Source organism: Vibrio sp. 2017_1457_13, from assembly GCF_030851525.1.
In the GTDB taxonomy this organism is placed as follows: Bacteria; Pseudomonadota; Gammaproteobacteria; order Enterobacterales; family Vibrionaceae; genus Vibrio; species Vibrio metschnikovii.
In genome coordinates, this window is the sequence record NZ_VHTA01000004.1 from 161,391 (window position 1) to 181,165 (window position 19,775).

General features: G+C 44.0%; 18 protein-coding genes. 13 read left to right on the forward strand and 5 right to left on the reverse strand.

The window, feature by feature from the left end:
* Positions 1–6 precede the first annotated feature (6 nt).
* From FKN88_RS06890 to luxS, 6 genes are all read left to right on the forward strand, one after another.
* On the forward strand, positions 7–1,137 hold the full coding sequence (locus FKN88_RS06890) for a sodium ion-translocating decarboxylase subunit beta (protein ID WP_154169145.1): 1,131 nt from the start codon (positions 7–9) through the stop codon (positions 1,135–1,137).
* Positions 1,138–1,303: 166 nt separating this feature from the next.
* On the forward strand, positions 1,304–2,254 hold the full coding sequence (locus FKN88_RS06895) for an NADP-dependent oxidoreductase (protein ID WP_154169143.1): 951 nt from the start codon (positions 1,304–1,306) through the stop codon (positions 2,252–2,254).
* Complete coding sequence (locus FKN88_RS06900; protein WP_154169141.1) at positions 2,248–2,709, forward strand: YqaA family protein; 462 nt, start codon at positions 2,248–2,250, stop codon at positions 2,707–2,709. The genes FKN88_RS06895 and FKN88_RS06900 overlap by 7 nt, the downstream gene beginning before the upstream one ends.
* A 9-nt stretch (positions 2,710–2,718) precedes the next feature.
* Complete coding sequence (locus tag FKN88_RS06905; RefSeq protein ID WP_154169139.1) at positions 2,719–5,571, forward strand: pitrilysin family protein; 2,853 nt, start codon at positions 2,719–2,721, stop codon at positions 5,569–5,571.
* 270 nt (positions 5,572–5,841) lie between these two features.
* Positions 5,842–7,410 carry a glutamate--cysteine ligase gene (gene gshA, locus FKN88_RS06910; RefSeq protein ID WP_154169137.1) on the forward strand — a complete coding sequence of 523 codons (1,569 nt, stop codon included), beginning with the start codon at positions 5,842–5,844 and terminating at the stop codon, positions 7,408–7,410.
* 116 nt (positions 7,411–7,526) lie between these two features.
* The gene (gene luxS / locus FKN88_RS06915; protein ID WP_154169135.1) at positions 7,527–8,045 is read left to right on the forward strand and encodes an S-ribosylhomocysteine lyase; all 519 of its coding nucleotides are present in this window, start codon (positions 7,527–7,529) and stop codon (positions 8,043–8,045) included.
* A gap of 89 nt (positions 8,046–8,134) precedes the next feature.
* Here luxS and FKN88_RS06920 read toward each other — a convergent pair whose 3' ends face one another.
* Positions 8,135–9,409: an HlyC/CorC family transporter gene (locus FKN88_RS06920; RefSeq protein WP_154169133.1), complete on the reverse strand. Its 1,275-nt coding sequence runs from the start codon at positions 9,407–9,409 to the stop codon at positions 8,135–8,137.
* Positions 9,410–9,716: 307 nt separating this feature from the next.
* Positions 9,717–10,511, reverse strand: a complete 795-nt coding sequence (locus FKN88_RS06925) for an inner membrane protein YpjD (RefSeq protein WP_154169131.1) — start codon at positions 10,509–10,511, stop codon at positions 9,717–9,719.
* Between the two features lie 212 nt (positions 10,512–10,723).
* Here FKN88_RS06925 and ffh point away from each other — a divergent pair, with 212 nt between their 5' ends.
* The 5 genes from ffh (at position 10,724) to rplS (ending at position 14,318) form a co-directional block, all read left to right on the forward strand.
* Entirely contained in the window at positions 10,724–12,094 is a 1,371-nt protein-coding gene (ffh, locus tag FKN88_RS06930) for a signal recognition particle protein (protein WP_004395978.1), read from the forward strand.
* A gap of 237 nt (positions 12,095–12,331) precedes the next feature.
* The gene (rpsP, locus tag FKN88_RS06935; protein ID WP_004395977.1) at positions 12,332–12,580 is read left to right on the forward strand and encodes a 30S ribosomal protein S16; all 249 of its coding nucleotides are present in this window, start codon (positions 12,332–12,334) and stop codon (positions 12,578–12,580) included.
* Between the two features lie 20 nt (positions 12,581–12,600).
* Positions 12,601–13,155, forward strand: a complete 555-nt coding sequence (gene rimM, locus FKN88_RS06940; protein WP_040904685.1) for a ribosome maturation factor RimM — start codon at positions 12,601–12,603, stop codon at positions 13,153–13,155.
* Between the two features lie 26 nt (positions 13,156–13,181).
* Positions 13,182–13,922, forward strand: coding sequence for a tRNA (guanosine(37)-N1)-methyltransferase TrmD (gene trmD, locus FKN88_RS06945; RefSeq protein WP_154169129.1), 741 nt, complete (start codon positions 13,182–13,184; stop codon positions 13,920–13,922).
* Positions 13,923–13,964: 42 nt separating this feature from the next.
* The gene (gene rplS, locus FKN88_RS06950; RefSeq protein WP_004395974.1) at positions 13,965–14,318 is read left to right on the forward strand and encodes a 50S ribosomal protein L19; all 354 of its coding nucleotides are present in this window, start codon (positions 13,965–13,967) and stop codon (positions 14,316–14,318) included.
* A gap of 93 nt (positions 14,319–14,411) precedes the next feature.
* Here rplS and degS read toward each other — a convergent pair whose 3' ends face one another.
* The 3 genes from degS to zapG all read right to left on the reverse strand — a co-directional run bounded on the left by degS (position 14,412) and on the right by zapG (position 17,751).
* Complete coding sequence (gene degS, locus FKN88_RS06955) at positions 14,412–15,473, reverse strand: outer membrane-stress sensor serine endopeptidase DegS (RefSeq protein WP_161425087.1); 1,062 nt, start codon at positions 15,471–15,473, stop codon at positions 14,412–14,414.
* A gap of 286 nt (positions 15,474–15,759) precedes the next feature.
* Positions 15,760–17,127 (reverse strand): DegQ family serine endoprotease, encoded by a 1,368-nt coding sequence (locus tag FKN88_RS06960; RefSeq protein WP_154169127.1) that lies wholly within the window; start codon positions 17,125–17,127, stop codon positions 15,760–15,762.
* 183 nt (positions 17,128–17,310) lie between these two features.
* Positions 17,311–17,751, reverse strand: a complete 441-nt coding sequence (gene zapG, locus FKN88_RS06965; RefSeq protein WP_004395971.1) for a Z-ring associated protein ZapG — start codon at positions 17,749–17,751, stop codon at positions 17,311–17,313.
* Positions 17,752–17,902: 151 nt separating this feature from the next.
* Here zapG and zapE point away from each other — a divergent pair, with 151 nt between their 5' ends.
* A complete protein-coding gene (zapE, locus tag FKN88_RS06970; protein ID WP_154169125.1) occupies positions 17,903–19,006 on the forward strand; it encodes a cell division protein ZapE in 1,104 nt (367 codons plus the stop codon).
* Between the two features lie 332 nt (positions 19,007–19,338).
* Positions 19,339–19,767, forward strand: coding sequence for a 50S ribosomal protein L13 (gene rplM, locus FKN88_RS06975; protein WP_004395969.1), 429 nt, complete (start codon positions 19,339–19,341; stop codon positions 19,765–19,767).
* Positions 19,768–19,775 lie beyond the last annotated feature (8 nt).

Here is a 19,775-nt window from a genome sequence, read left to right on the forward strand (position 1 = left end):
TATCACATGGATGGATTATTGACTCTATGGAATGAAACCGGGATTGCTAATTTTGAACTCAGCCAATTAATCATGATTTTGGTTGGCGTGGGATTGCTATTTTTAGCCATTCGTAAGGGGTTTGAACCGTTATTATTGCTCCCGATTGGTTTTGGGGCGATTTTAGCCAACATTCCTAACGCTGGTTTTACCGATCCTGGCGGATTACTCTATTACGTTTATAACATTGGTATTGCATCGGGGATTTTCCCTTTATTGATTTTCCTTGGTGTCGGAGCCATGACCGACTTTGGTGCCTTAATTGCAAACCCGAAAACGTTATGGCTGGGTGCTGCGGCGCAGTTTGGGATTTTTGCTACCTTATTTGGGGCAATTCTACTCAATTATGTGCCGGGGATCAGTTTTACCATGGCTGATGCCGCTTCTATCTCGATCATTGGTGGGGCTGACGGTCCAACCGCGATTTTTTTGACCAGTAAACTCTCTCCGGATTTATTAGGGGCCGTTGCCGTTGCTGCTTATAGCTATATGGCGCTGGTGCCGATCATTCAACCGCCGATCATGAGAGCGTTGACCACGGAAAAAGAGCGTCAAATTAAGATGGCACAACTGAGACACGTCAGTAAACGTGAAAAAATAGTTTTTCCGTTATTAGTGTTGTTGATGGCAATCTTATTTCTTCCTGCTGCCACTCCTTTAGTTGGCATGTTCTGCTTAGGTAACTTAATGCGTGAAGCGGGAGTGGTGGAGCGATTATCAAAAACAGCGCAAAATGAGCTGATTAATATCGTGACTATCTTCTTAGGTTTGGGGGTTGGGTCTCAACTGCAAGCGGATAAATTTCTTAATGTTTCGACGCTGGGGATTTTATTGCTTGGTGCCATCGCTTTCAGTATTGGTACTGCTGGCGGTGTATTGATGGCCAAATTGCTCAATAAATTTTCTAAAGAAGATATCAATCCCCTGATCGGTGCTGCTGGTGTTTCTGCAGTCCCCATGGCTGCTCGAGTGGTCAATAAAGTTGGTTTAGAGGCCAACCCGCAAAACTTTTTGTTGATGCATGCGATGGGGCCGAACGTGGCAGGGGTGCTAGGATCAGCCGTTGCTGCTGGAGTATTGCTTGCCTTGGTTGGATGATCTCATACCATTCACCCTAAGCATGAAGCGCTTAAGCCCTAATGTTGAGGTCATCTCTCACCAAGCCGTTCGGGGAGATATAGTTCACAATCTGTTATAAAATGATATATATTCAAAGGGATGCTTCGGCATCTCTTTTTACTTGCTAGCAATAGGAACCGAGGACATGGACAATAAGCAGATCGTCATTACCCAATTCGGTGGGCCAGAAGTGCTCGCGATTCAATCATCAAGCATTCCAGAGCCACAAGAAGGGGAGGTATTGGTCAAAGTTGCTTTTGCCAGTGTGAATCCTATTGATATCAAAACTCGCGCCGGTTTAGGTTGGGCTGCAGAGCAAAATAAAGATAAGCTACCTTGGGTACCGGGTTACGATATATCAGGACGAATTGTCAACGTTGGCCCAGGAGTTGACGAGTTGCGGCAAGGGATGAATGTAGCCGGCTTTATTGGTTTTCCACTGCGAGGCGGCGGTTATAGTCAATATGTCTGTGTTGCAGAAAAAGATCTTAGTATCGTACCTGACTCGGTGACTTTAGAAGCTGCCGCTGCATTACCATTAGCTGGACAAACCGCGGCTCAAGCCTTAAGTAAAGCCCAGATTAAAGAGAGCGATCGCGTTTTGATCCTTGCCGGTGCAGGAGGCGTTGGGCATATTGCTTTACAGATAGCGCTAGCTACGAAAGCCGAAGTTTATACCACTTGCAGTGAAGCTAATCTAGATTATCTTGCCACATTAGGTGCCCATGCGATTAACTATCAATTTGCTCCTGTTTCTCAGCGTTTGGAAGAGGTTGATGTCTTGATCGATCTTGTTGGTGGCGATGCTGCTCTCGATGCTCTTAAATGTTTGAAAGATGCCGCCAGAGTGGTCACAGTGCCGACAATTAGCGCTGAACTTATCTGTGAAAAAGCCAAATTACTGGGCTTTGACGCTTGCGGTATGTTGGTTGACCCTAATCCTGAACAGTTAGATACCATGCTATATATGGTTGGGGTTGGATTGTTGAAAATAGAAATTCAGCGTATTTATCCTCTGCAAGAAGTACAACAAGCACATGAGCAAATCGCCACTGGGCACACGCGAGGTAAAATCTTGCTCAATATGCAATGCTAGAACTGTTTAATACCAGCTTTGCTTATTTGGCGGAGCTGTTTTCTACTTCTGCACTTTGGGTATTGTTTGTTGTTAGTTTTCTGAGTGCTACCTTACTGCCTGGTGGCTCTGAAGCCGTACTCATCGCAACACTTGCTCTTGGTCAATACTCTCCATGGTTGATCATTTTGATCGCAACGCTTGGTAATTCGCTTGGAGGTATGACGAATTATTGGTTAGGTTTATTGCTTCCAAACCGAACTCAACAGGAAAAACAGGGTCATAATGCGTTAAAGTGGCTAAACAAACATGGTTATTGGGCATTATTATTCAGTTGGCTACCGATTATTGGTGATCCACTTTGTTTAGCTGCAGGGTGGTTAAGAATGCGTGGTAGCGTGGTCTTTTGCATGATTCTGGTTGGGAAAATGCTTCGCTACTGCTTGTTAACTGCGATTTTCTACGGTCTTTTTTAAGGTGATGGTATGAAGAAAATTTGGCTGGGCGCACTCGCGCTGCTGGCTCTCTCTGGCTGTTCTACTCCTACTGCGTTATCTTTTTTTTCATCCTTACCTTCAGGCGTCACTTTACTGGAAGAGGTCGAAGCACAGCCTGATAAAGTGATGATTCCCTATAGTAAATATCGTTTAGATAACGGGTTAACCGTGATTTTATCACCGGATCATTCCGATCCTTTGGTGCATGTCGATATGACTTATCACGTGGGGTCTGCTCGCGAGGAGCTTGGTAAGTCAGGGTTCGCTCATTTTTTTGAACACATGATGTTCCAAGGTTCTAAGCATGTCGCTGATCAAGAACATTTTCGGTTGATTACCGAAGCAGGCGGACGTTTAAATGGTACCACCAATCGTGATCGAACCAATTATTTCCAAACCGTTCCGGCCAATCAATTAGAAAAAGTTTTATGGTTAGAAGCCGATCGAATGGGCTTTTTACTTGATGCAGTGTCGCAGCGTAAATTTGAAATACAGCGTGATACGGTGAAAAATGAACGAGCGCAAAACTATGATAATCGTCCTTATGGACTGATTTGGGAAAGAATGGCTGAAGCCTTGTATCCACAAGGCCATCCTTATTCATGGCAGACGATTGGTTATGTCGAAGATTTAGACCGAGTCGATGTGAATGATCTGAAAGCTTTTTTCTTACGCTGGTATGGACCGAATAATGCTGTACTGACCATTGGTGGAGATATTGATGTTAAACAAACTTTAGCTTGGGTTAATCGTTATTTTGGATCCATTCCTAAAGGTCCAGAAGTTGATAAGGCTGAAAAGCAACCCGTTACATTAGCGGAAGATCGTTATATTACTCTAGAAGATCGCATTCAGCAGCCGATGGTATTAATTGGCTTCCCAACGGCTTATCGAGGTGCTGAACAACAAGCCTCACTAGATGCTCTAGCGCAAGTACTCGGTAGTGGTAGTAATAGTTTGTTGTATCAAAATCTAGTCAGAACCCAGAAAGCGGTCGATGCTGGTGCCTTTCAAGATTGCGCAGAACTGGCGTGTACTTTTTATATCTATGCCATGGCTCCCTCAGGACAACGTGCTCAACTGACACCGCTGTATCAAGAAATCATGCGAACGTTGGCGCAGTTTGCGCAGCAAGGTGTTAGTGATGATCGTTTAGCACAAATCACCGGTATGGCTGAAGCGAATGCTATTTTTGCGCTACAAAGTGTCCAAGGTAAGGTAACCCAGTTGGCAAGTAATCAAACTTTCTATGATCAACCCGATCGTATTGAGGCGCAGTTAGCACAGTTAAGAGCGGTTACTCCACAATCAGTGACTCAGGTTTTTCAGACTTATCTACAAGGTAAACCCAAAGTCACATTAAGTGTTGTACCACGAGGCCGTACATCACTCGCGGTTCGTCAAGCAACCTTTGTTACTCCTGAGCGTTTATTGCCCGTTTATCAAAAAATAACAGAACAACAGCTTGAGTATCGTCAAGTGGTGGATAATTTTGATCGTTCGGTGATGCCAGCCGTTGCGCAAGCTGTGCAAATTAATATGCCTGAGTTGTATGAAATCCATTTTGATAATGGCGCGGAGTTAATCGGAACGGTGAGCAGTGAGACTCCGACCGTACAAGTGGAGATCCGCTTACCCGCAGGAGAGCGGCATGTTGAAGCGGGCAAAGAAGGTTTAGCGAATTTAACGGCAGCTCTAATCAAGCAAGACTCAGCGATACGCAATGTGGAAGCGATTCAAGCTCAGCTCGATAAGCTGGGTTCGACCATCAGTCTCAATACCGGCGCTTATTCGACCAATGTGGTTATCTCAAGCTTAACCAAACATCTGCCAGAAACGTTGCAGATTGTCCAAGAGATGTTATTCACACCGGGACTTAAGCAAGAAGATTTTGAGCGTCTTCAGCAACAAATGCTACAAAGTGTCGTCTATCAGCATCAACAACCAAGTTGGTTAGCTGGCCAAGCGATGCGTCAAGTGTTGTTTGGCGACTCGGTATTTGCTCGCTCGAGTGACGGTACACAAGCCTCGATTGCTGCACTGACATTGGATGAGGTTAAAGCGTTTTATCAGCAGCATTATACGCCACACGGTGCTCAAGTGATTGTCGTCGGTGATATTGAACCTCAACAGGTACGTGAACAACTGGCCTTTTTCACCGATTGGCATGGCCAACCAGCGCCAATACTCCGTCCTCAAGTGATCCCGATGCTCACTGAGCAGCGTCTGTTTTTGGTCGATAAACCCGATTCGCCGCAAAGTGTGGTGCGTTTTGTTCGTCGTGGATTGCCTTTCGATGCAACGGGAGAAATGTATCTCACTCAATTAACGAATTTTAATTTAGCGGGTAACTTTAATAGCCGTATTAATCAAAATCTACGTGAAGATAAAGGCTATACCTACGGTGCAAGTGGTTACTTATCCAGTAATCGTGAAGTCGGGGCGATAGTCTTTAATGCACAAGTGCGAGCTAATGCAACGTTACCGGCCATTCAAGAAATCATCCAAGAACTGACCCATTTTAGTCAGTATGGTTTAACTACGGATGAAATGGCCTTTTTACGTCTTGCCGTTGGTCAGCAAGAGGCGTTGAGTTACGAGACTCCCTCGCAAAAAGCGCAATTGATTGGCCAAATGTTGACTAATAATCTAGACCGAGATTATCTCCAGCAGCGTAATCGCCTGTTGAAAATGGTGAATAAGTCGACACTGAATGAATTGGCAGCTAAATGGTTTGTCCCAGAGGATTATCAAATTATTGTGGTTGGCGATGCTAAAAGCTTAAGGCCACAATTAGAAAAATTATCAATTCCGATTGAAGAGCTTGAAATAATCCAGTAGAGCATGCATATATAACGCAACGTAGAAGAAAAATAAGGCTTTCGAGCCGATTCGATGAGCCATTGGGCTTAATGTCGCGTATCAAGCATCGCGTTCTACATCGTTACTTGAGCAACCAAGGCCACAAAAATATTACGTGGCCTTGGTTGCTGTGACAAAGTGATGATCAATGGATTGAGTCTGTTTCTTCTGAACAAACCCTATCGGGATTCAGTGGGCCTGCGGTAGCGATATCTAAAACATCATCTATTTTTATAAGCGAATTTTATTTTGACTAATTTTGCCGAGCGACTAGCACGAGTTGCTAATCAACCAGAAATATTTCAGCAGTTTGGCCGCGGTGTTGAACGTGAAACTTTACGTTATACCGTCGATGGCAGCATTGCCCAAACACCGCATCCAGAAGCCTTGGGGTCAGCATTAACTAATGCTTGGATTACCACCGATTTTGCTGAATCATTACTGGAATTTATTACGCCAGTGTCGAACAACGTCGATACCTTAATGGCTCAATTAGCCGACATTCATCATTTTGCGCAAGCTAATATCGGTGATGAAAAGCTCTGGCCGCTCTCTATGCCTTGTTATGTTGGTAGTGAAGCAGACATTCAGCTTGCTCAATACGGTACTTCTAACACCGGACGAATGAAAACTTTATATCGAACGGGATTAAAACAGCGTTATGGCAGCTTAATGCAGATCATCTCTGGTGTGCATTTTAATTTTTCATTTCCAAGCACATTTTGGGATGCTTTATATGGTCAGCAAACAGAACAAGAGCGTCAAGCTAGCCAGTCGCAAGCCTATTTTGGCTTAATCCGTAACTATTACCGCTTTGGTTGGCTGATCCCTTACTTTTTTGGTGCCTCTCCGGCGCTGTGCTCTTCATTTATCCAAGGAAGAGAAACGCAGTTACCCTTCGAATCGATAGGTAAAACGCTCTATTTGCCTTATTCAACCTCGTTGAGATTGAGTGATTTGGGTTATACCAATGATGCGCAAAGTAGCCTCAAGATAGGTTTTAATAGCTTAGAGCAATATTTAACTGGCTTAAATCAAGCGATCAGAACGCCTTCTGAGCTTTTTGCTAATATTGGAGTCAAGGTCGATGGTGAGTACCGTCAACTGAATAGTAATATTTTACAAATTGAAAATGAGCTCTATGCGCCGATTCGTCCGAAACGTGTTGCCAAAAATGGTGAAAAGCCGTCAGAAGCACTGGCGCGTGGCGGGGTTGAATACATTGAAGTGCGCTCATTGGATGTCAATCCTTTCAGTCCGATCGGGATTACTGAACAGCAAGTGCGTTTTTTAGATTTGTTCCTCACATGGACTGCGTTATCAGATTCAGATCCGATGGATAATTGTGAGTTACAGTGTTGGCGCGATAACTGGAGTAAAGTGGTCCTTGAAGGACGAAAACCAGGGCTAGAATTACAAATTGGCTGTCATGGTGAAAAATTGACCCTGACGGCGTGGGCGAAACGCGTATTTGCAGACCTAAGTTTGATTGCTGAGCAAATGGACGCCGCGTGTGGCGGTAATGCCTATCAAGAGGTATGTCGAGAGCTTGCTAGCTGGATTGATCATCCTCAGCACACTTTATCGGCTCGTTTACTGGATAAAACTCAGCAACTGGGCGGTTTAGGTAAAGTTGGAAGTTATCTTGGTGAGCGTTACCGTAATGATAACTTACAACATGCTTACCAAGTCTATTCTGAACAGAAAATGAAGCAAGAAGTGATGCGTTCACGCGAAGCTCAGTTACAGATAGAGCAGCAAGATACACAAAGTTTTGATGCGTTTTTGGCCGATTACTTCAGCTATTTACCGTCATAATCACTGGCGTGTGGATACGCAAATGTCATTCTTTTTCCTCGTTGACTGAGGTTGCTGGTTGATTTAGGGCAAGATGTGAATGAGTATTTTAAGGGTTAAACAAGGAGATAAGTTTTATGCCACTACTAGATAGCTTTACGGTTGATCATACTCGCATGCAAGCTCCCGCTGTACGGGTAGCGAAAACCATGCAAACCCCGAAAGGCGATACGATTACTGTATTTGACCTGCGTTTTACTCTGCCTAACCAAGCTATTTTGTCTGAAAAAGGAATTCATACTCTAGAGCACCTTTATGCGGGGTTCATGCGTAATCATCTTAATAGCGAACAGGTGGAAATTATTGATATTTCCCCAATGGGCTGTCGTACTGGATTTTATATGAGTTTGATTGGTGCACCTACCGAGCAGCAAGTGGCTACGGCGTGGTTAGCCGCGATGGAAGATGTCTTGAAAGTGCGAGACCAAAAGGATATTCCAGAACTCAATGAGTACCAGTGCGGTACCGCAGCGATGCACTCTTTATCGGAAGCACAAGCGATTGCTCAGCAAGTGTTAAGTAGCGGTATTGGAGTGAACAAAAATGATCAACTTGCTTTACCTGAATCGATGCTAAAAAACCTACAAGTGAATTAACCACTGAAACTTAGGCAATAAAATGGGCGGTAATCAATACCGCCCATTTTTTATCGGTCTATTATCGAGATTATTAACGTTAACAGAGATTAAGCCTTTTTGATTTTTCGTGGGTAGACTCGTACCAGTTTAATGCGGTTTTCTTCTAACTGGACAATTTCCATCGGATGATTAGCAACTTTAACACTTAAGTGAGTTTCTGGGATCTCTTCCAAATGCTCTAAAATCAGTCCGTTCAGGGTTCTTGGTCCATCGGTTGGTAATTTCCATTTTAAGCTTTTATTAATATCGCGAATATTAGCACTGCCTTCGATTAAGAAGCTGCCATCACCTTGTGGCGTGATCTCTTCAGCTAAGCTTGGCGCCATTGAGGTGGTAAATTCACCGACAATCTCTTCTAGAATATCTTCCAAGGTAATCAGACCAATAATATCGCCGTACTCATCAACGATAAGACCAATTCTTTGTTTATTACGTTGGAATTTTAGTAGCTGGACATTAAGCGGTGTCCCTTCCGGAATAAAATACACTTCATCAGCGGCCCGAAAGAGCGTCTCTTTATTGAATTCGTTTTTTTCTAACATTAACCGTGCCGCTTCGCGTAAGCGCAGCATACCGACGGCTTCATCAATATTGTCTCGATACAGCACCACTCGACCGTGAGGGGAGTGGGTCAGTTGGCGAATGATCGACTTCCAATCATCATTGATATTGATACCCGTAATTTCATTACGTGGAATCATGATGTCATTCACCGTCACATGTTCTAAATCAAGAATAGATAACAGCATGTCTTGGTGACGGCGAGGAATAAGCCGTCCAGCATCGTTAACAATAGTGCGTAGTTCTTCAGAGCTGAGAGGGTCATCGCGTGTGTGTTTGGCATTAAGACCCAATAAGCGGATAAAACCGTTGGTAATGAAATTGATAAAAACCACTAATGGAGAAAGCACTTTCATTAGAAACGTCAGCACAACACTGCTGGTATAAGATACCCGTTCAGGATAAATCGCAGCTAACGTTTTCGGAGTCACTTCCGCGAAGACGAGAATCACCAGAGTTAATACGCCGGTTGCTATCGCGACACCAATATCACCATACAATCGCATACCAATGATTGTGGCAATCGCGGAGGCGAGGATATTGACTAAGTTATTGCCAATCAAGATCAGGCCGATTAAGCGGTCTGGACGACTGAGTAACCGTTCAACGCGTTTAGCGCCCTTATGACCAGTACTCGCTAGATGCTTAAGACGATAGCGGTTAAGCGCCATCATGCCCGTTTCTGAGCCGGAGAAGTAGGCAGATATAACGATAAGACACGCGAGTAGCGCAAATAAGATACCCGTTGATATGTCGTCCAAAACGCTTTGTTTCCTTATAGAGGTTCAATAATAAAAAGAAGATAGTCTCCGCTTCCTACTGGCAGTTATATCGGTGCTAGCCGTGTTGGCTTAACCCCATTCACATTGTTATCTCTGTTATGTGAGGGCAGCTTACTCACTGGCTGTCTACCTGTTACTCCAAGTGGTTTGAGGATGAACTTTTATCTCGCAATACAATACTCTGAGTTTATATGGGGATTAAGTCCACCGTTTTCACCCATCGTTAGATCTAAATAGGCGTTATTTACCATAATGATAGGTTGAGGAAGTCATGAATAAACAGACCTTAGCGCAGAATAATCTCTCTGACAAATCGACTGCCAAAGTAAGCCAAGGTAAGTAATGTCGCCCCAGCAACGGCAAACCAAGTCACTTTACGTCCTCGCCATCCTTTTTGATAATGACCCCATAATAAAATCGAGTAAACGATCCAAGCGATGAACGATAAAATGCCTTTATGTGCTTTACCTTGAGCAAACATATCTTGCACAAAAAGAGCACCGGTTAATAATGTCCCGGTCAGCAGAACGTTGCCGATTAAAATAATTTTAAACAGTTGGCGCTCGACCATCATCAATGGCGGTAAATTAGGGTTGATGGATAAGCCTTTCTTTTTTTTCAATTTGTAATCAAGCCAAGCGAGCTGTAAAGCGTATAATGCGCCAATGGATAAGGTTGAATAAGAAAAAAGGGCTAAGGCGATATGGACCATGAGCTCTGGCTCACGCTCTAAATGAGTGATAAAGGTACTCGGCAGAAAAGTCGCCAAGAATAAATTGATCGCTGAGAAGCTGTATACCACTGGCAGTAAAAACCATAAGCGTACCTTGAACATCGCTAAGCTCATCACCAAAGCAATGATAAAGCTGATCAGTGACGCGACATTAAGAATACTGAGGTTTTGTCCACTGCTGTGAAAAATTAAGCCACTGAGTAACCAGGCATGAAAAAAAAGCCCCAATGTGGCGCTAATAAAAACAGTCTTTGCCTTAATACCCGTTTGGTTAAGCAGTCCAGGGATAATCGTGGCAATCGATAAAAAATAAAGCGTAGCGGCAACAATAGCGATTAGGTTATCCATGCTGGTCACAAATTTGGTGGCTGAGTTAGCGAATTATACCTTGCCAAACCTTAATGAGCTACGTTGGATCGCAATCGTTTTTGAGAGTTGAGATATCGACAGATAACCCAATCTAATAAAGAAACTCGACAGCTAGCTTGCAATGGGTATGCCTAAGCAGTTGGCTAAGGTATACTCAGGCGCATTGGTCGCCTAATCGCGAAGAGAAAAACATGTTTGAAAATTTAACCGATCGTTTATCTAAAACCCTAAAGAATATTAGTGGTAAAGGTCGTCTTACTGAAGACAATATAAAAGATACCCTGCGCGAAGTACGTATGGCGCTACTCGAGGCTGATGTTGCTTTGCCGGTGGTGCGTGACTTCGTTAGTCGAGTAAAAGAGAGTGCAGTGGGGGTTGAGGTTTCCAAGTCTTTAACGCCAGGGCAAGAGTTTATTAAAATTGTTCGTCATGAGCTTGAGACCGTTATGGGAGCCGCGAATGAAGCGTTGAATCTCGCGGCTCAGCCTCCAGCGATCATTTTAATGGCGGGTTTACAAGGTGCAGGTAAAACGACCAGTGTCGGTAAACTCTCTAAGTTACTTAAAGAGCGTGATAAGAAAAAGGTATTAGTGGTTTCTGCGGACGTTTACCGTCCTGCTGCGATCAAACAGTTAGAAACGTTAGCCAATGACTTAGGCGTCGATTTTTTCCCTTCATCAGCGGATCAAAAGCCGATTGATATTGCTAACGCGGCAGTCGATCACGCTAAGAAGAAATTTTACGATGTTTTGATTGTCGATACGGCGGGGCGATTAGCGGTTGATGAAGTGATGATGGCTGAGATCAAAGCCCTTCATTCCGCCATTAATCCGGTAGAAACGTTGTTCGTCGTTGACGCAATGACAGGACAAGATGCCGCGAATACCGCCAAAGCGTTTGGTGATACTCTACCACTCACTGGGGTGATTTTAACCAAGGTTGATGGTGATGCACGTGGCGGTGCGGCTTTGTCGGTACGTCATGTGACCGGAAAACCGATTAAGTTTTTAGGGGTCGGAGAAAAAACCGATGCTCTTGAAGCTTTCCATCCGGATCGCGTTGCCTCGCGTATTCTTGGGATGGGCGATGTATTATCATTAATTGAAGATTTGCAGCGTAATGTTGATCAAGACAAAGCTGAGAAGTTGGCCAAAAAATTCAAAGAGAAAAAAGGCTTTGATTTAGAAGATTTCCGCGAACAATTAGGTCAAATGAAAAATATGGGTGGCATGATGGGAATGCTGGATAAGCTTCCCGGAATGTCACAGCTTCCTGCGGGGGTAAAAGATAAAGTCGATGACCGCATGTTCAAACAAATGGAAGCCATCATCAATTCGATGACCATGAAAGAGAGACAAAATCCCGATTTAATCAAAGGCTCTCGTAAAAAGCGCATTGCGGCAGGCTCAGGAACACAAGTACAAGATATTAACCGGTTGCTAAAACAGTTTACCCAAATGCAAAAAATGATGAAAAAAATGCAAAAAGGTGGCATGAAAGGCATGATGCGTAATATGCAAGGCATGATGGGCGGCGGTGGTTTTAACCCGTTTGGTCGCTAAAAAAGCGAGGCTTGAGTTTTCTGTAAGCCGGTTTGTTTTTTTGTCTCTTTTTAAAGCTGTTACCTAAATCACAAAGTTAAAATGCAATTTATGCTGGTGAAAAAGTAGCTAAACCCCTTGCAAAGCCTCGGAATAAGAGTAAAATTCCGAGGCTTTATTTTGGCACGAGACCCCAAACTGTTTTAAGTAAATAGTTTCTGGGGTTAATTTTATTTTTGAGAAAGCAAAGAGGACGACATGGTAACCATTCGTTTGGCACGTCACGGCGCTAAAAAGCGTCCATTTTATCAAATCGTTGTAGCTGATAGCCGCAACTCAGCAACTGGCCGTTTCATTGAGAAAGTTGGCTTCTTCAACCCAACAGCAGCGGGCAAAGAAGAAGGCCTACGTGTTGATCTAGATCGCGTGAACCATTGGGTATCACAAGGCGCATCTCTATCTGATCGCGTAGCTAAACTAGTTAAAGACGCTCAAAAAGCGGCTTAATGACCAGTAGCAACTAGTTTATGTCGATGAAAGGCAAACAGACAATGAGCGAGCAAGGCGAGAAAATTGTTGTAGGCAAGTTTGGTGCTTCTTATGGCATTCGTGGCTGGCTTAAAGTTTTGTCCTACACAGACAATGCTGAAAGCATTTTCGATTATAGCCCTTGGTTGGTAAACCAAAATGGCGAATGGGTTGAGTACAAAGTAGAAAGTTGGAAGCGCCATAACAAAGGTTTGGTGGCAAAACTTGAAGGTCTTGATGTGCGTGAAGATGCTCATCTATTGACTAACTTTGAAATTTCAATTGACCCAGCTTCATTACCCGAGCTGTCAGAAGATGAATTCTACTGGCGTGAATTGTTTGGAATGCGAGTGGTGACAACGCAAGGTTATGACCTTGGTGAAGTTGTCGATATGTTAGAAACTGGCTCCAACGATGTTCTCGTAGTGAAAGCGAATCTTAAAGATGCTTTTGGGCAAAAGGAACGATTAATTCCGTTTCTTGAAGAGCAAGTGATCAAACAGATTGATCGCACCGCTCAACGGATCGAAGTTGACTGGGATCCTGCGTTTTAACTCTAAATCGATAAGGCGAAGAACACATGTGGGTTGGCATTATTAGCCTATTTCCTGAAATGTTCCGTAGCGTAACGGATTTTGGAGTCACAGGCCAAGCGGTAAAAAAAGGGTTATTATCCGTACAGAGCTGGAATCCACGCGATTTCGCTCACGACAAACGTCATACGGTCGATGATAAGCCTTACGGTGGTGGTCCTGGTATGTTAATGATGGTGCAACCTTTGCGTGACGCCATACATACAGCCAAAGCAGCCGCACCGGGCAAGACGAAAGTGATTTATCTCTCTCCTCAAGGTCGTAAACTCGATCAGCAAGGGGTAGAAGAGCTGGCGAAGAATGACAATTTATTGCTCATTTGTGGCCGCTACGAAGGGATAGATGAGCGCGTTATACAATCAGAGGTTGATGAAGAATGGTCAATCGGTGATTTTGTAATGACTGGGGGTGAAATTCCAGCCATGACGTTGATTGATACCGTCTCCCGTTTTATTCCGGGTGTATTAGGTGATTTCGCGTCAGCAGAAGAAGATTCTTTTGCTAATGGCTTATTAGATTGCCCACACTACACGCGCCCTGAAGTATTGGATGGAAAAACCGTACCTGCGGTATTGATGTCTGGTAATCATCAGGAAATTCGTCGCTGGCGATTGAAACAGTCGTTAGGCCGCACTTGGCTAAGAAGACCAGAGCTCCTGGAAAACCTAGCTCTGACTGACGAACAGGAACAATTACTGGCTGAGTACATTAAAGAGACTCAACAGTAACCTATTAAATTTAGTATCAGTTTATTCTAGGAATTTAAAAACATGAGTAATATCATCAAGGCTCTAGAACAAGAGCAAATGAAACAAGACCTACCTAAATTCGCACCAGGTGACACTGTTGTGGTTCAAGTTAAGGTAAAAGAAGGTGATCGTGAGCGTCTACAGGCTTATGAAGGCATTGTAATCGCTATCCGTAACCGTGGTCTACACTCAGCTTTCACTGTACGTAAGATTTCTAACGGTGAAGGTGTTGAGCGTACGTTCCAAACTCACTCTCCAATCATCGCTAGCATTGAAGTGAAGCGCCGTGGTGCAGTACGTCGTGCCAAATTGTACTACCTACGCGATCTATCTGGTAAAGCAGCTCGTATTAAAGAGAAGCTTACTAAGAAATAATGCTAGAACTCGCGTTCTCATTGAAAAAACGGAGCCTAACGGCTCCGTTTTTTTATCTGTTTTTGCTGTAGGAGAATCAATCAAACAGTGAGCTTATTCTCGGCTATCTTCGGCAATCGTCACTGGCACAATCATCTCTTGCCCTTTACGTAGCAGGGTAAACTCAATCACACTGCCAGGGCGCAGATCGGTAACCATATCCATGACGCTCTGCCGACCGTTAATTTTTTGCCCGTCGATTTTTAAAATAATGTCACGAACCATAAATCCGGCTTGGGCGGCAGGCCCATTAGGATCAACCCCGAGAACCACAATACCACCGATATGATCACTACCCAGTAGACGGGAAGTCACGGCATTAATATCTTGTCCATCAACGCCGATATAGCCCCGAATTACTCGCCCATCGGCGATGATTTTTTCCATGATTTTATTAGCCAGAACAAACGGAATCGCAAAAGAAATTCCATAGGTCTCTAATTCAGTCGCCTGTTGAAAAGAGGCGGTATTAATGCCGACTAACTCACCTTGCGTGTTGACTAAAGCCCCCCCTGAATTACCTTCATTAATTGCCGCATCGGTCTGAATAAAGGCTTGTCGACCATCAGCACTGATCGATGATCGACCGGTTGCAGAGATAATGCCGAAGGTAGTGGTTTGGCCTAAGTTATAGGGATTGCCAATGGCGAGTACCACATCTCCCACTTTGGCATGATAGTTAGGATTTTGAGGAATGACGGGTAAGTTATTACCTTCAATTTGTAAAATAGCGATATCGGTGCGTCGATCTTGGCCCACCAATTGTGCCGCCGCCACTCGACCATCTTGCAAGGCGACAATAATTTGATCGGCCTGAGCGATCACATGGTAATTGGTGATGATATAACCTTTTTCACTGACAATAACGCCGGAGCCGAGGCCTTGTGTTGATAATTTGCTGCGATCGTTTTCTGAATATTTTCGACTGTAGATATTGACTACGGCTGGAGCTGCTCGGCGTACCGCATCATTAAATGAAATTTGTAACGAGGCAATATGAGCGGGTTGAGCGCTCGGTTTAACGACCAGATGAGCTCGTAATGAAGGCGTGACTACAATCACCGCGAGTGCGATAACCAACCCAAGCCCAATAGAGCGAATCAGATAAATCAGCATGTTTTCCCCAAATATATTCATGCCACTGAACTTAACATGGATACGATGTCGCTAACTAAGAAACCTGACAATGCGGCATTAATGATGCACTATCTTGATTAACTTCATCAGACCTAATGAGATAGTCTCAGGAGGCTGACAGTATTTGCCGCTGATTGGTACCTTCCAGTAATGTGGGTTGAGGTGTAATGAGAGGCGTGTTTCAAGGATACCATCACCAGCCGAAATAACAAAAGGCAGCGTACTGATCGCTGCCTTTGAAAGAGAGATACTCGTTGTTGAGTGATTAACGTATAACAAGATAGAGTGTTCTATCACCGCGCTGTATATTCAGCGCCAGTATCGCTGGTGATTGCTCTAATACTGCTCTGAACTCGGCGATATTTCTGACTCGCTTACGGTTAACCCCAATGATGATGTCATCTTGTTGTAGTTGATAAGCTTCAGCGGTCGAGCCTTTTTCTACCTGAGTGATTTTAACCCCTTGAATGCTATCACTTGCGGTTGTGTTGGACAGCTCTGCACCGGTCAATCCTTGATGCAGATTATCCGCTTTGGTTTTATTAACCACTTGCTCTTCTAAGGTCACGGTGAAGGTTTTGTCTTTACCATCACGAACCACACCTAGCTTCACTTTTTTACCCGGTCCCAGTGTGGCGACATTGGCTCGCAATTCGGAGAAAGTATCGATTTTCCGGCCATTGATTGAGACGATGATATCACCAGCTTTAATTCCGGCTTTATCCGCTGCGCTGTCTGCGACGACTTGACTCACAAACGCCCCTTTGCTTGAGGTATAGCCTAAAGCTTCCGCCAGTTCAGAAGAAATCTCTCCCCCTTGTACACCAAGCATGCCGCGTTTGACTTCTCCAAACTCAATGATTTGATCGGTGAGGTTTTTCATCATATTGGATGGGATCGCAAAGCCAATCCCTACATTACCCCCATTAGGACCTAAAATAGCGGTATTAATACCGATCAATTCGCCATTGAGATTCACTAATGCACCACCAGAATTACCACTGTTGATCGCTGCATCGGTTTGAATAAAGTTTTCAAAATTTTCTAAATTTAAGCCGCTACGGCCCAGCGCCGAGATAATGCCAGAAGTCACCGTTTGTCCAAGACCGAAGGGATTACCAATCGCGACCGCAAAGTCACCGACGCGTAATTGATCGGAATCGGCGATTGGCATTTCAGTAAGATTTGTGGTGGTGTTGATTTTCAGTAAAGCCACATCAGACATCTGATCACCGCCAACCAATTCTGCACTAAATTCTCTGCCGTCATAGAGCTTGACGCGAATTTTTTCTGCATCATTAATTACGTGATAGTTGGTAACAATATAACCTTTACTGGCATTAATAATGACCCCAGAACCGAGCCCTCGAAAAGGGCGTTCTTGAAACTGTTCCGTTGGGAAATTCGGACCAAAAAAGAAACGAAATTGATCAGGGATACGCTGGCGAGCAACTTGAGTCCCCTCTACCGCGATACTGACTACGGCGGGTGTCACCGTTTCTAGCATCGGAGCCAGGCTAGGCAGTGTTTGGCCTTGTACTGCGATGGGTAATGCCGCATTAACCTGCAATGGTGTGATGAGGGAACTTAAGCTTAAAGAGAGAGCCGTTAAAACAAGCAAAGGTTTTTTCATCGTAACAATCCTCGTAAATAAATGCTTCATGAAAGTAATATTTGTCTTGAACAAAAAAACTTCAATAGGCTGAGTGAAAGTTATGACTTAAAAACCTTTACAAAGTTCATCATTGTGTTGCGAATTGAGTCTTCAGTACCCATTGCATGCTCCCTGATCAATCTATTGGAGGGAGCAAAAGGTTTAATTCACTTTACTGTGAATAACATCTGAAGAACGTAGGATGGTTTTCGGTTCATTTTTTAATAACCCGGTCGCCCCTTGTGCATAATCTTTAGGCGGCTGCTCAACGAGTTCTTGTTTTGGCTCGTTGTCTTTATGTTGAGCCATTTTTTTCATAAACGGATTATCTTGTTCTGGAAGATTAGGCTGTAGCTCCGTGGCTGTTTTCGCCATATGTTGATAGAGCTTGGTATAATCTTTGCCGAGTGTATCAAGCATTTCTGCGGTTTGAGCAAAATGATCAGCCAGCTCTTGGCGCTGTTGGTCCATGGCAAATTTTGCGTTATCCAGCTCTTTTTGCAGAGACTTTTGGTTTTTGTAGTTGTCAGCGGTCAAGCGTGCAATAACGACTCCGACAACCATCCCCACTATTAGGCCTACAACGGCATAAATCCAAGGCATAACGACTCCTTATTGTTGTTATTTAACATGTTTTTTACGGGTTGGTTACACATGCTGTAGTGACATGTTACTATGAGAGTGATATTCGATAAAGCAAAATGCATGTGCGCCTGATGGCAGTTTTTATTCCTTAGAGATACAGTAAGTAATCATGACACCGAAACAGCGATACGAACAAGATTTAAAACGCTCAGGATTTCAACACGATGCCGCGCAAGCTCTCGCCGTCGAGGCGTTGGATGCGCTCCATCATCAGTTATGTGAATTTATTAATCAACCGGTGGTTCGACCTTCGCGTTGGAAAAAATGGCTGGGTATTACATCACCGACGATGACCGTACCTCAGGGGCTGTATTTTTGGGGAGGCGTCGGGCGAGGGAAAACCTATCTTATGGATACCTTTTTTGATGCTTTACCGACCGAGAAGAAAATGCGCGTCCATTTCCATCGTTTTATGTATCGTGTGCATGATGAATTAAAGCAATTGGGCGAAATCAGCGATCCTCTTGAATCGGTCGCTGAAAAATTTAGCCAAGAAGCCGTCGTGATCTGCTTTGATGAATTTTTTGTCTCAGACATTACCGATGCGATGATCTTAGCCACTTTATTGCAAGGACTATTCGCTCGCGGTGTGGTTTTGGTTGCAACCTCGAATATTCCGCCAGCAGAGCTCTATCGTAATGGTTTGCAGCGGGCTCGTTTCTTACCCGCTATTGCACTGATTGAGCAGCATTGCCACATTTTGAATGTTGATAGTGGTGTGGATTATCGCTTGCGAACGCTACAGCAAGCCGAAATTTATCATTCGCCATTAGATGAACAAGCGCAGCATAATTTAGACAAGTATTACGCTCAGTTGGTGAGTAGTGATAAAGAGTGCCAGACGCAAATTGCCATCAATCATCGCCAATTAACAGTGGTCAAAGCCAGTGATGGCGTATTGTATGCGACGTTTGCTCAATTGTGCCAAACGGCTCGTAGTCAAAATGACTATATTGAACTGTCTCGTGTTTATCATACCGTCTTACTGGCTGAGGTAATTCAGATGGGACCACTCACTGAGGATGCTGCTCGTCGATTTATCGCTTTAGTGGATGAGTTTTATGAGCGTCATGTCAAACTGATTATTTCGGCGCAGGTGAAGTTAGAAGAGCTCTATGCTGGAGAGCGGTTAAGTTTTGAGTTTAAACGCTGTCAGTCAAGATTGATTGAAATGCAAAGCCATGAGTATTTGGCGAAAGCACATTTACCTTAAAAAGAGCCCAAAACGCTGCGCGATTATGTTGATTGAAATTGATGGTGACTATTCCCGATGCCGATGAACCTTCATTAATTCACTTTATGTAATGCTATTTATTGTTTATTGACTGATTTTCGAAGCGAGATAGTGATTGGCAGAGTTTTTTGTGATTTTAAGCAAAAAAAGGTGATTTTTTCCGCTCTCTTCTCTATAATCCTGCAACCCACCGTTACTGCGGCCTTTTAGGCCAGAGTGCCATCCACTCGAAGGGGTGATGTCTGGGCTCTTAGACAGTGGGAGCAAATGCTCCTTTAAGTGTAAATTTTAATTAACGGGTTATTGTTAGCATGAAAACTTTCGTTGCTAAACCAGAAACTGTAAAACGCGACTGGTACGTTGTAGACGCTGAAGGTAAAACTCTTGGCCGTCTTGCAAGTGAAATTGCATCTCGCCTACGTGGCAAACATAAAGCTGAATATACTCCACACGTTGACACTGGTGATTACATCATCGTTGTAAACGCGGAGAAAGTTACTGTAACTGGTAACAAGGCTAAAGGTAAAATCTACCACCGTCACACTGAGTTCCCTGGCGGCCTGAAATCAATCAGCTTTGAAAAGCTGATCGATCGTAAGCCAGAAATGGTTCTTGAACTAGCGGTTAAAGGTATGCTTCCACGTGGTCCTCTAGGCCGTGCTATGTACCGTAAGCTGAAAGTTTACGCTGGCGCTGAGCACAACCATGCTGCTCAACAACCAAAAGTACTAGACATCTAATTGGGGAT

Coding starts and splice junctions, on each gene's coding strand:
- rpsP (WP_004395977.1), top strand. CDS start 12,332: ATGGTAACCATTCGTTTGGCACGTCACGGCGCTAAAAAGCGTCCATTT.
- degS (WP_161425087.1), bottom strand. CDS start 15,473: ATGCTGATTTATCTGATTCGCTCTATTGGGCTTGGGTTGGTTATCGCA.
- FKN88_RS06890 (WP_154169145.1), top strand. CDS start 7: ATGGATGGATTATTGACTCTATGGAATGAAACCGGGATTGCTAATTTT.
- ffh (WP_004395978.1), top strand. CDS start 10,724: ATGTTTGAAAATTTAACCGATCGTTTATCTAAAACCCTAAAGAATATT.
- rplS (WP_004395974.1), top strand. CDS start 13,965: ATGAGTAATATCATCAAGGCTCTAGAACAAGAGCAAATGAAACAAGAC.
- FKN88_RS06905 (WP_154169139.1), top strand. CDS start 2,719: ATGAAGAAAATTTGGCTGGGCGCACTCGCGCTGCTGGCTCTCTCTGGC.
- FKN88_RS06925 (WP_154169131.1), bottom strand. CDS start 10,511: ATGGATAACCTAATCGCTATTGTTGCCGCTACGCTTTATTTTTTATCG.
- rimM (WP_040904685.1), top strand. CDS start 12,601: ATGTCGATGAAAGGCAAACAGACAATGAGCGAGCAAGGCGAGAAAATT.
- trmD (WP_154169129.1), top strand. CDS start 13,182: ATGTGGGTTGGCATTATTAGCCTATTTCCTGAAATGTTCCGTAGCGTA.
- luxS (WP_154169135.1), top strand. CDS start 7,527: ATGCCACTACTAGATAGCTTTACGGTTGATCATACTCGCATGCAAGCT.
- FKN88_RS06900 (WP_154169141.1), top strand. CDS start 2,248: ATGCTAGAACTGTTTAATACCAGCTTTGCTTATTTGGCGGAGCTGTTT.
- rplM (WP_004395969.1), top strand. CDS start 19,339: ATGAAAACTTTCGTTGCTAAACCAGAAACTGTAAAACGCGACTGGTAC.
- zapE (WP_154169125.1), top strand. CDS start 17,903: ATGACACCGAAACAGCGATACGAACAAGATTTAAAACGCTCAGGATTT.
- FKN88_RS06960 (WP_154169127.1), bottom strand. CDS start 17,127: ATGAAAAAACCTTTGCTTGTTTTAACGGCTCTCTCTTTAAGCTTAAGT.
- zapG (WP_004395971.1), bottom strand. CDS start 17,751: ATGCCTTGGATTTATGCCGTTGTAGGCCTAATAGTGGGGATGGTTGTC.
- FKN88_RS06895 (WP_154169143.1), top strand. CDS start 1,304: ATGGACAATAAGCAGATCGTCATTACCCAATTCGGTGGGCCAGAAGTG.